We start from the raw sequence: 12,193 nt of genomic DNA on the forward strand, positions 1-12,193 counted from the left end.
TAAGAACCTACGGATATCATCCATAGATTTCAACTCATGCCTAATCCCACTTAGTAACACGTTATATATTAGATTGGGAAATAGTCGAAAGTTGCTGAATATGCATCGTTAAATATGCAATTTCAGCCTGGTACACTTCCACACTACTTTGTGTCTGAATCATTTTTACTATTTTAACAGCTACATTGTAGCATAAAGGATATTGTGATTTCAATAACGTTTCGAAATCTAATTCAACTTCTGCACGTTCTCCTTTACGCACCCGTTGCAATAAAAAGTGAATGTGCCTTACAAATCGTTGGTATTGTATGGATTGCTCAGGTATTTTGATTTGTAAATCATGTTCGATAATGCGTACTACTTTATTAATCAATCTAGGCACTTGTTGCGTTTGCTCGATATCAATTTGGTTCGTTTGAGAAGCAATATGAAGCGCAATAAAGCCAACTTCATCTTCCGGAAAATCAACATTCAACTGTAAATTAATTCGTGCGACAACGCGCTTAGCAATATGATAGGCTTCGGGATAACTATACTTCGTCTCACTTAAAAACGGATTATGAATATGTTGCTCTTGTTGATGACGTTTTAACGCATACACAATGTGATCTGTAATTGATACGATAAAAGATTCATTTTGACTCAAATCAAAATGAGACATGATAAGTTGTACAGATTCGATGACCACTTTTAAAACATTTTCGTCCGTATGCTCAATGACTTTTTTGTAATGTGCTTGCTCTTGTTTGTTTTGTAAAGTAAAGACCTTTTCAATAACATTATCAGGTTGGATGTATGTACCCGCTTTTTGGTTAAAACCGAGCCCTTTGCCAATTATAATCATTTCTTCATTATGATGTTCACAAATCAGGACGTTATTGTTGAGGACTTTTTTTATTAAATATGACGGCATAATTTTATCTCCTCTACTACTTAATAACGATTATATATGGAATTCAAAGATAAATAAAGCTTCATTTTTAACCTAAAAATGCATCACGTATATATCATATTCTCATCGATGGCGGCATTACAATTGTTCTAAACGTTAAAAAAGAGATTTACTGATAAAGTCAATCAGCAAATCTCTCTTGAAATGTTAAAATTTATCATATTGTTTTAAACGTTTTTGTGGATCGCCCCAACATTCAATACCAAACAAATTAATTTCTAATTCTTCTGGTCTGAAAATCGGTCGTTTTCCTTCTTTACGTTGACGTTGGTAATCTTTCGCCACAGCAAAGGCTACATTAGATAAGCCGATAATTGCTACTAAGTTTACAATAGCCATTAAGCCCATAAATAAGTCAGCTGTGCTCCAGACGGTTTCGGTTTTAACAACAGCACCAAGGAACACTAATAAAACAACTAAACAACGGAAAATAAATAATACGATTTTATTTTTAGATAGAAACTCAATATTTGATTGACCATAGTAATAGTTTCCTACTACTGACGAAAATGCAAATAGTGTAATTGCAATAGAAAGGAAAAGTCCACCAGCAAATCCTAAATGTTCATTAAGTGCTGATTGCGTTACAGCTACACCTTGTGCAGCACCTTCACCAAATTCTAAGCCTGAATATAATAAAATCATAATCGCCGTTGCTGTACACACTAATAACGTATCAAAGAATACACCTAAAGATTGAATCAATCCTTGCTTTACTGGGTGCGTTACAGCCGCTGTCGCAGCAGCATTAGGTGCAGAACCCATACCAGCTTCGTTTGAGAACAAACCACGTTTCACACCTTGTAAAATAGCAAAACCAACAGCACCACCTGTAGCTTGTTCAAAGCCAAAAGCACTTTTAATGATTGTTAAAATCATTGGGACGATTTGATCGATATGTGTGACTAAAATAAACAACACTATTAATATATAAATGATCGCCATTATAGGAACAATAAATGATGATAAAGTCGCAATGCTACGTACACCACCAAAAATAATGATTGCTGTAATAACAGCTAACACAATCCCAGTAATAACTGGATTGATATTATACTGTGTGTTAAGTGATTCAGCAATTGTGTTTGATTGAACTGTATTAAAAACAAACGCAAAGGTAATCGTAATTAAAACAGCAAAAACAATTCCTAACCATTTTTGATTTAAACCTTTCGTGATATAATACGCCGGGCCTCCTCTAAAGCCGCCTTCTTTATCTGGAACTTTATATACTTGTGCTAATGTCGCTTCTATAAATGCACTTGCTGCACCAATAATTGCAATAATCCACATCCAAAATACCGCACCAGGGCCACCTAAAACGATGGCAGTTGCAACTCCTGCGATGTTACCTGTACCAACACGTGAACCCGCGCTAATCGCAAAAGCTTGGAAAGGAGAAATCCCCTTTTCACCAGAATCTAAAGTTTCTGGTTTCTCCGTTAAGGCTCTGAACATCTCAGGCATCCACCTAATTTGTACAAACTTAGAGCTAATCGAGAAAAATAGACCAGCAGTAAGCAATAGCCCAATTAAATATTGGGACCAAATTAAGTCATTACCTTCAGTCACTATTGTTTTGAACCAACCCGGAATTAAATTATCAAAATCTTTCACTTTAATCCCTCTTTACTTATCAAATTTTCAAATATACTCAATTTTAAAAACAACTAGTTTCATTCTACCATTGTTAACGACGAGTGACTATCAATTTTTAAAAAGCATATTGATTTCAAGATGTTTAATCTCGCCAAAAGTTGTAATATCAACTATAAAACTGCCATTTGTATATTGTTCTGATAAGTGGATGTCTTCAATGCTTCCTTCATATTGTTCATTGTTTGAGCGTAATATAAACGTTTGATGTTCTGGTCGACACACTTTTGCTGCTACGACCCGGTGTGGATTTTTCTTTAATTCTTTAAGTAATGTCATACCACGTTGCGCACGTTTAGCAGACTGAAGTAACGTCGCTCGAACACGTTTCAAGGCACCGCGTTGCGTGGCAATTAAAATGGTATCTTCATCGTCAACGGTATCTGCTAACACTACTGTGTCAGCTTCTTTAAGATTAATCGCCTTTACGCCTGCTGCACGTAATCCTGTCTCTGGCAATTCTGACAATGGATATGTAAGCGACATACCTTTATGTGTCAAAAGTGTTATAAGTTGCAAATCATTTTTCGCGTTCACTTTCATAACAGAGATAATTTCGTCTCCCGCTTTCACTTTAGCCGCAACAAGTGGTTTTGATGTACGAGATGATTTAAATCCAGAAAGTAAACTTTTCTTAATCATACCTTGTCGCGTCGCTGTTACAATCGCTTCATCGTCAGTAAAGTTTGAAACGACAAATGCTTGAACAATCGCTTCATCTTCATCTATTGGAACAATTTGCGAAACATGTTTACCTAAATCTTTCCATTTAATATCTGGTAATTTATGCACTGCAATAAGCAAATAGCGTCCTTTATTAGTAAATACTAGAGCAGTATCTTGAGTATTCACTTCTTGCACTGTTAAAACAGTATCTTTGTCTTTAATACCAATTTCTTCTTTACCACTGGCATTAAAGCTACGTAAAGATGTTCTTTTAATATAACCTTCATGTGTCACACTCATCATTACCGTTTCACTTGGCACGATAACTTCTTTATCAATTTTAATTTCAGCTATCTCAGCTTCAATGACAGAGCGACGTGGCGATTTAAATTGTGCTTTGATGTCATTTAGTTCATTTTTAATGACATCAAGTAACGCTTCATGGTCATCAAGAATATGCTTTAATTTTGCAATAAGTGTTTCTAGGTCTTTATGTTCATCTTGTAACGCCACAATATCCGTATTAGTAAGACGATACAATTGGAGCATCACAATAGCTTCAGCTTGTTCTTTTGTAAAATCAAACTCTGATACAAGATTATTTTTAGCATCACTCTTATTTTTAGAATTACGAATGATTGCAATAACTTCATCAAGTATCGAAAGCGTTTTAATCAAACCTTCTACAATATGCATTCTCGCTTCAGCATGACTTAAATCATGCTGCGTACGTCGTGTAACAACTTCAATTTGATGATTTAAATAGCTATCAATCATCGGCTTAATGCCCATCAATTTTGGTCGTCCATCACTGATTGCGACCATATTGAAATTATATGCAACTTGTAAATCCGTATTTTTATATAAGAAATTTAATATCGCATTCGCATTGACATCTTTTTTAAGTTCAATTGCCATGCGCAAGCCACTTCGGTCTGTTTCATCACGAACTTCAACGATACCTTCTACTTTTTTGTCCGCACGTAACTCATCAATCTTTTTAACGAGATTACTTTTATTTACCTCGTAAGGAATTTCAGTCACTATAATTTGAGAACGTCCGTTACGCAAAGTTTCCATTTCTGTTTTTGAACGAATAATAATTTTGCCTTTACCTGTTTCGTATGCTTTTTTAATTCCCTCAATACCTTGAATAATACCGCCCGTAGGAAAATCAGGTCCTTTTATATTTTTCATTAATTGATTGACCGTGATATCAGGGTTATCAATGTATTTTAAAGTCGCAGAAATGACTTCCGCTAAATTATGTGGTGGAATATCGGTCGCATAACCCGCTGAAATCCCCGTAGAGCCATTGACGAGTAAGTTTGGAAAACGGGCAGGAAGGACCATAGGTTCCATTTCTGTATCGTCATAGTTTGGTACAAAATCTACAGTTTCTTTATTAATATCACGTAATAATTGATCCGAAAGTAAGCTTAACTTAGCTTCTGTATAACGCATTGCAGCGGGTGGATCATTGTCGATACTCCCGTTATTACCGTGCATTTCAACTAATACATGTCTTAATTTCCAATCTTGACTCAAACGTACCATCGCATCATAAACGGATGTATCACCGTGAGGATGAAACTGTCCAATCACGTCACCGACAGTTTTCGCACTCTTACGGAAATTTTTCTCATACGTATTACCACTGGAATACATCGCGTACAAAATACGGCGTTGAACAGGTTTCAAACCATCACGTACATCAGGTAATGCACGTTCTTGTATAATGTATTTACTGTAACGCCCAAATCGGTCACCAATGACATCTTCTAGTGGCAAACTTTGGATAATTTCAGCCATTATGCATTCCCCTCTTCCGCTTCGTCATTTAAAATTTGTACTTCGTCATTTTCTAATATACTTTGGTCTTCTTGCATACCAAATTGAACGTGGCGTTCAATCCACTCTCGACGTGGTGCAACTTTATCTCCCATCAATGTAGAAACACGTTTAGATGATCGTACTTCATCTTCAATTTGAACACGAATTAACGTTCGTGTTTCAGGATTCATCGTCGTTTCCCAAAGTTGATCAGGGTTCATTTCACCTAAACCTTTGTAACGCTGCAAAATAAATCCTTTGCCGAATTCTTTTTGCAAGCTTTCAAGTTCTTCGTCTGTCCAAGCATATGCAATTTTTTTGTTTTTATTTTTACCTTTTTCCAATTTATATAATGGTGGTAACGCAATGAAAACACGGCCTGCTGCCACTAATGGACGCATATATTTAAAGAAGAATGTTAACAAGAGCACTTGGATATGTGCGCCATCTGTATCTGCATCAGTCATAATAATGACACGATTATAATTACTATCTTCTAAATTAAAATCATTGCCGACACCTGCACCAATCGTATGAATAATGGTATTAATTTCTTCATTTTTGAAAATATCTTCAAGTTTGGCTTTTTCGGTGTTAATCACTTTGCCTCGTAAAGGTAAAATCGCTTGGAATTTACGATCACGCCCGAGTTTCGCAGAACCACCTGCAGAATCTCCTTCGACCAGATAGAGTTCATTTTTATCTGTATTTTTACTTTGTGCTGGCGTTAATTTACCAGATAAAAGTGTGTCTTTACGCTTATTTTTTTTACCTGAACGCGCATCTTCACGTGCTTTTCGTGCTGCTTCTCTCGCTTGTTGCGCTTTTATTGCTTTTTTAACTAACGTTTTCGACAGTTGTCCTTTTTCTTCTAAATAGTACGGTAGTTTTTCTGAAACGACTGCATCAACTGCACTTCTAGCTTCAGGTGTCCCTAATTTAGATTTCGTTTGGCCTTCAAATTGAAGTAAATGTTCAGGAATGCGCACAGAAATAATCGCTGTTAAACCTTCACGAATATCATTACCTTCGAGGTTTTTATCTTTAGCTTTTAAATCACCTATGCGACGTGCATAATCATTAAACACGCGTGTCATAGCCGTTTTAAAGCCTACTTCATGTGTTCCACCGTCTTTTGTACGTACATTATTAACAAAGCTCATAATACTTTCTGAATATTGATCATTGTATTGGAAAGAGACGTCTACTTCGATTTCGTTTGCTTGTCCTTGGAATAAAGCAACATCATGAAGCGTTTCTTTGCCTTCGTTGACATACTTTACAAACTCTTTAATACCTTCTTCGTAATGATATACTTCACTACGCGCTTTATCCGAACGTCGATCTTCTAACGTTATTTTTAATCCTTGAAGGAGAAAAGCAGATTCTTGTAAGCGCTCACTTAACGTATCAAAGTTAAATGATGTTGCATTTTTGAATATTTCAGGATCAGGTTTAAATGTTACTGTCGTTCCTGTCCGTTTCGTTTTTCCTTTTGAAAGAAGTTTTGTTTGTGGAACGCCACCGTGCTTAAATTGTTGCTCGACGATTTTACCATCACGATGAATTTGAACAGTAAGCCACTCACTCAAAGCGTTTACTACAGAGGCACCTACACCATGCAATCCTCCAGATGTCTTATAACCACCTTGTCCAAATTTACCTCCAGCATGAAGCACAGTAAAAATAACTTCCACAGTAGGTTTACCTGATTGATGCATTCCTGTCGGCATACCGCGCCCATTATCTGACACTGTAATGCTTTCATCTGGATTGATTGTCACATTAATTTCATCGCCATAACCATTTAAAATTTCGTCGACAGAATTGTCTACAACTTCATATACTAAATGGTGTAGTCCACGCTTATCTGTCGAACCGATATACATCCCTGGTCTTTTACGTACAGCTTCAAGACCTTCGAGTACTTGTATTGCATCATCAGAATAATTGTGATTCGTTTTTGCTGACACTCAATTCCCCTCCTACAAACATACGTTCGTTCACCGAACTATACAATAGTTATTCTTATATAAATCGCATTAAAATGCAAGTCACAATTGGAATACTACTACAATTTAAGCCCTTCAAAATGATATATTACTTTTTTAGTAACACAAAAAAACATGACGTTCCTAAAAAATGTGGTAAAATGGTAGTAGGTACTAAAAGGATGTGAGTATGCATGTCAATTTTCCTAGTAATCCTTGTGAGTTATCTTATCGGAGCGATTCCAAGCGGTTATTTAATTGGTAAAATTTTCTTCAAAAAAGATATTCGTCAATACGGAAGCGGAAACACAGGTGCAACCAACAGTTTTAGAGTATTAGGGAAACCTGCTGGATTCGCTGTTACTTTTTTTGATATTTTTAAAGGATTTATTGTCGTATTTCTACCACCGCTATTTAATGTGGAAATACATGGAATTTTAATTGGTATTTTTGCGATTTTAGGTCATGTTTTTCCTGTTTATTTAAAATTCCGTGGCGGTAAAGCTGTTGCTACAAGTGCAGGAGTTTTACTAGGTGTTAATCCGATACTTTGTTTAATTTTAATTGCAATATTTTTTACAATTCTCTATTTAACAAAATATGTATCTCTTTCAAGTATCATTGCTGGTATTTGTTGTGTGATAGGGTCATTCATCATCAATGACTATATATTGTTGTTTATTAGTTTTGCCGTGGCATCACTTCTTGTGTTTAGACATGTGAGCAATATTAAACGTATTATAAAAGGAACAGAACCTAAAATTAAATGGATGTAATCCATATCAATTTATTTTTAAAGATATTCCATTTAAAATATAACCATAAGTAAGTAGCCTTAAATACGAGAGGAGTTATAACAATGCAATTAGAATTAACAAACGATGCAATTCAATGGTTAAAAAAAGAATTAGAATTACCTCAAGAAGGGAAAGCGCTCCATTTTTTTGTGCGTTATGGCGGCGAATTCCAATTAAAACAAGGCTTTAGTCCTGCCTTTAATATTGAAAATATTAAAGACATTGACGAAATAGGATATGAAAAGACAATGGATGGTTTAAATGTCATTGTCGCAGAAAAAGATGTTTGGTATTTTGAAGATGACCATCTCAAAATCGACGTTAAAAATGATGAAATTACGTATGAAGCGCAATCATAAAATAAAGTTTAGGAACGCGAATCTAAGATAAATTGCTTTAATCAAGCGTTTTTTCAAATAGAAACGCTTATTCCTACTTAAACGTATATACTATTTAGAGCTGAAGACAGTATTTGTGTCTCAGCTCTTTTTGTATGTTTATTTTGTAGGAAACGCTTTGATCTTCGTCCATGAACTTGAATGTTACTTAAGCGTGCACTCATCAAAATCTGCCCATGTTTATCTCTTTGTTGTCTTTATAACGTGACTTCTTGATCAACCCCAGCTTGATTTTGTTCGTCTACAGAACGATATACTTTAAACCAATTTGGAAAAGTTTTATCGAGTCGCAATGGTTTGCGATCGTTTTTAGTAATAATGACATTGTCTGTGTAACCGATCGTAACAATCTCGCCTTGTTGATTATATATTTCATATTGATATCTTGAACGTAATCGAGAAAATTTTGAAACCCACGTTTTAACCGTTACTTTTTCAGGATATGTCACACTTTTTTTATAGTTGATGTTCAACTCAGTAACAGGAGACACTACACCTGCCTTTTCCATTTCACTGTAGTCTAACCCTAATTTACGAATATAGTCCGTACGGGCTACTTCAAACCAAGTTGCATAATTTCCATGATATATGACACCCATTTGATCTGTTTCTTGATATCTAGATTCAATTTCGGTTAAAGCATAAAGCATGCGCTGTCCCTCTTTCTTTAGTTCGTTACTTTTTAGTTTAACATAATTATCTACCCAACCAGAAAAGAGACCTCGCCATTGTTTCAATACAATTCAATTTAGTCACCTCTAAGCTACTAGTCTATTCTTAATTAAATAAGAGGCGTGGACACTTTGAATGTCACACGCCCCTTTAGGATTTATTTCTACTTATAATTATGCTAATTTTTTACGCAATACAAGCTGTAAAATACCACCATGACGATAATATTCAATTTCAACTTTAGAATCGAATCGTGCAATCGCATTAAATTCAACAACTTGTCCATCTTCTTTTTTAGCTGTTACTTTAACTTCTTGTCCTGGCTGTACATCTTCAGTAATGTCCACAGAAATATGTTCAGTGCCATCAAGACCTAATGCATCTGCGGAGTCACCTTCTTTAAATTGTAATGGTAGAACACCCATCATTACAAGGTTTGAACGGTGAATACGCTCATAGCTTTGCGCAATTACCGTTTTCACACCAAGAAGATTTGTTCCTTTGGCAGCCCAGTCACGTGAAGAGCCCATACCATAATCATTTCCTGCTAATACAACAAGACCTGTACCGTCTTTTTTGTATTTCATAGCAGCGTCATAGATAGACATCACTTCTTTTGTTGGCCAATATGTTGTATAACCACCTTCAGTACCTGGCGCAAGTTGGTTTTTAATACGAATATTCGCAAAAGTACCTCGAACCATTACTTCGTGGTTACCACGACGAGAACCGTATGAGTTAAAGTCTCTTGGTGATACACCATTATCAAGTAAATATTTGCCTGCTGGCGTGTCTTTACCAATCGCGCCTGCTGGTGAAATGTGGTCAGTCGTTACAGAGTCACCAAATTTACCCATTACACGTAAGTTATTTAATGGTTCAATTTCACCTGGCTCTTTAGATAAACCTTGGAAGAATGTTGGATTTTGAATGTAAGTCGATGATGCTTCAAAATCATATAAAGGTTGATCTGTTGTGTCAATTTTGTTCCATAATTCATTGTTTTCATAAACATCTTTATATTCTTCTTTGAACAATTCTGGCGTTACTACGCTATCCACTGTATCTGAAACTTCTTGAATAGAAGGCCAAATATCTTTAAGATAAACATCATTACCTTGTTCATCTTGGCCAAGCGCTTCATTTTGAAGGTCGATATCTACTGTTCCAGCTAATGCATATGCTACAACAAGCGGTGGTGATGCTAAGTAGTTGGCTTTAACTAATGGATGAATACGTCCTTCAAAGTTACGGTTACCAGATAAAACAGATGTTACGAGTAAATCTTCTTGAGCAATTGCGCGCTCAATTTCTTCAAGTAATGGACCTGAGTTACCGATACAAGTTGTACATCCATAACCAACAAGGTTAAAGCCTAATTGATCTAAATATTCTTGTAAACCTGCATCACGTAAATAGCCTGTAACTACCTTCGAACCTGGCGCTAATGATGTTTTAACAAAGTCAGGTACTTTTAAGCCTTTTTCAACCGCTTTTTTAGCTAGTAAGCCCGCACCTAACATTACGTATGGGTTCGATGTGTTTGTACAAGATGTAATCGCAGCAATGGCGATATCACCTGTTTTCATTTCCGTAGTGTGACCATCTTTAAATTCGATTGTCGCTTTTTTATCAAATTCATTTTGATCTAATCCATGACCTTGGTTACCCGCAGGTGCAGTTACAGATTTTTGGAAAGCTTTTTTCATATCGCTTAAGAAAATCAAATCTTGCGGACGTTTAGGACCTGATAATGACGCTTCGACAGTTGATAAATCTAAATCCACAACGTCAGTATAGCTTGGTTCTGCTGAAGCATCGAAGAACATATGATTTTCTTTTAAATACTTATCTACTGTTTCGATTTGTTCATCAGAACGACCTGTTAAACGTAAATATTTAAGTGTTTCATCATCTACTGGGAAGAAACCACATGTTGCACCGTATTCAGGTGCCATATTCGCAATCGTTGCACGGTCAGCTAATGGTAACTTTTCTACACCCGGGCCAAAGAATTCAACAAATTTACCTACCACACCTTTTTTACGTAACAATTCTGTTACACGTAAAGCAAGGTCAGTCGCAGTTGCACCTTGTGGCAGCTCGTTCGATAAGCGTACACCAATAACTTCAGGAATTGGGAAGTATGAAGGCTGTCCAAGCATACCTGCTTCAGCTTCGATACCACCAACACCCCAACCTAATACACCAAGACCATTAATCATCGTTGTATGCGAATCTGTACCTACTAATGTATCTGGGAAAGCCACTTGCTCGCCTTCATTTTCACGTACATGTACTACATTCGCTAAATATTCAAGGTTAACTTGGTGCACGATACCTGTTGCAGGCGGTACCGCATTATAATTTTGGAATGCTTTTGTTGCCCAGTTTAAAAATTGATAACGTTCGTAGTTGCGTTCAAATTCTAATTTCATATTGCGCTCAAGTGCTTCTGGGCTAGCATAGCTATCAACTTGAACTGAGTGGTCGATAACTAAATCTACAGGGACTTCTGGGTTGATTTTAGATAAATCTCCACCTACGTCATCCATTGCTTTACGTAAAGATGCTAAGTCTACAACTGCTGGTACACCTGTAAAGTCTTGTAAAATAACACGAGATGGTTTGAAAGGCACTTCGCCTTTTTCATTTTCTTTACCAAATGTTGATAAAGCTTTAATATGTTCATCTGTAATCACAAAACCATCTTCTTGTCGTAATACAGACTCTAAAAGTACTCGAATAGAATATGGTAAACGACTAATTTCTGTTAAACCTTGTTCTTCTAATGATTTAAGGTCGTAATACGTTAACGTTTTACCATTGACTTGAAACGACTTTTTAGCTTGTTCTTTTAATTTTGAAGCCATAGAATATCCCCCCTGATATTTTTATATGCCGTCATATTAATTGTATAATTATCCTACTACGAAAACAACACTCTACGCCCTAAAACCTCTATATTCAATATTTCGTCTTTCTAATCAGATGTCATAAGAATAATTTATCAAAGAAAGTTAGTGTAATAAGTATATTTTATTTAATCAAGATTTCTTTAATTACGATACTCAAAGGCATAAACTTATATATTTTGACCACTTACTGTACGTTATATCTCAAATCTCACTTTGACTTTTATTTTTCTAAGTTATTCCACTCTGTATAAACGCACTCGAATCCATTGTGATAGAAATATTTATGATATTGGATTATACAAAAAACTGC

At 35.8% G+C, this 12,193-nt stretch carries 8 protein-coding genes; 2 read left to right on the forward strand and 6 right to left on the reverse strand.

The window, feature by feature from the left end; translation table 11 throughout:
• Nucleotides 1-61: 61 nt before the first annotated feature.
• The 4 genes from glcT to parE all read right to left on the reverse strand — a co-directional run bounded on the left by glcT (nucleotide 62) and on the right by parE (nucleotide 7,080).
• Entirely contained in the window at nucleotides 62-913 is an 852-nt protein-coding gene (glcT, locus tag LN051_RS06455; RefSeq protein WP_229291728.1) for a glucose PTS transporter transcription antiterminator GlcT, read from the reverse strand.
• Between the two features lie 186 nt (nucleotides 914-1,099).
• A complete protein-coding gene (alsT, locus tag LN051_RS06460) occupies nucleotides 1,100-2,569 on the reverse strand; it encodes a glutamine transporter AlsT (RefSeq protein ID WP_229291729.1) in 1,470 nt (489 codons plus the stop codon).
• A gap of 90 nt (nucleotides 2,570-2,659) precedes the next feature.
• Nucleotides 2,660-5,086: a DNA topoisomerase IV subunit A gene (parC, locus tag LN051_RS06465; RefSeq protein WP_229291730.1), complete on the reverse strand. Its 2,427-nt coding sequence runs from the start codon at nucleotides 5,084-5,086 to the stop codon at nucleotides 2,660-2,662.
• A complete protein-coding gene (gene parE / locus LN051_RS06470) occupies nucleotides 5,086-7,080 on the reverse strand; it encodes a DNA topoisomerase IV subunit B (RefSeq protein ID WP_229291731.1) in 1,995 nt (664 codons plus the stop codon). Before parE ends, parC begins: the two co-directional genes overlap by 1 nt.
• A 212-nt stretch (nucleotides 7,081-7,292) precedes the next feature.
• Here parE and plsY point away from each other — a divergent pair, with 212 nt between their 5' ends.
• Together plsY and LN051_RS06480 are read left to right on the forward strand one after the other, a co-directional pair.
• The gene (gene plsY, locus LN051_RS06475; protein WP_229291732.1) at nucleotides 7,293-7,874 is read left to right on the forward strand and encodes a glycerol-3-phosphate 1-O-acyltransferase PlsY; all 582 of its coding nucleotides are present in this window, start codon (nucleotides 7,293-7,295) and stop codon (nucleotides 7,872-7,874) included.
• Between the two features lie 83 nt (nucleotides 7,875-7,957).
• Complete coding sequence (locus LN051_RS06480) at nucleotides 7,958-8,254, forward strand: HesB/YadR/YfhF family protein (RefSeq protein WP_229291733.1); 297 nt, start codon at nucleotides 7,958-7,960, stop codon at nucleotides 8,252-8,254.
• Between the two features lie 236 nt (nucleotides 8,255-8,490).
• Here LN051_RS06480 and menI read toward each other — a convergent pair whose 3' ends face one another.
• Both menI and acnA read right to left on the reverse strand, forming a co-directional pair.
• A complete protein-coding gene (gene menI / locus LN051_RS06485) occupies nucleotides 8,491-8,943 on the reverse strand; it encodes a 1,4-dihydroxy-2-naphthoyl-CoA hydrolase MenI (protein ID WP_229293636.1) in 453 nt (150 codons plus the stop codon).
• 195 nt (nucleotides 8,944-9,138) lie between these two features.
• Nucleotides 9,139-11,838: an aconitate hydratase AcnA gene (acnA, locus tag LN051_RS06490; RefSeq protein WP_229291734.1), complete on the reverse strand. Its 2,700-nt coding sequence runs from the start codon at nucleotides 11,836-11,838 to the stop codon at nucleotides 9,139-9,141.
• Between the last annotated feature and the right edge of the window lie 355 nt (nucleotides 11,839-12,193).

Origin of the sequence: Staphylococcus ratti, assembly GCF_020883535.1 — a bacterium.
Lineage (GTDB): Bacteria > Bacillota > Bacilli > Staphylococcales > Staphylococcaceae > Staphylococcus > Staphylococcus ratti.

Bases quoted from the DNA above. Each gene is read 5' to 3' on its own strand.
- glcT (WP_229291728.1), bottom strand. From the start codon at position 913: ATGCCGTCATATTTAATAAAAAAAGTCCTCAACAATAACGTCCTGATT.
- parC (WP_229291730.1), bottom strand. From the start codon at position 5,086: ATGGCTGAAATTATCCAAAGTTTGCCACTAGAAGATGTCATTGGTGAC.
- plsY (WP_229291732.1), top strand. From the start codon at position 7,293: ATGTCAATTTTCCTAGTAATCCTTGTGAGTTATCTTATCGGAGCGATT.
- LN051_RS06480 (WP_229291733.1), top strand. From the start codon at position 7,958: ATGCAATTAGAATTAACAAACGATGCAATTCAATGGTTAAAAAAAGAA.
- menI (WP_229293636.1), bottom strand. From the start codon at position 8,943: ATGCTTTATGCTTTAACCGAAATTGAATCTAGATATCAAGAAACAGAT.
- acnA (WP_229291734.1), bottom strand. From the start codon at position 11,838: ATGGCTTCAAAATTAAAAGAACAAGCTAAAAAGTCGTTTCAAGTCAAT.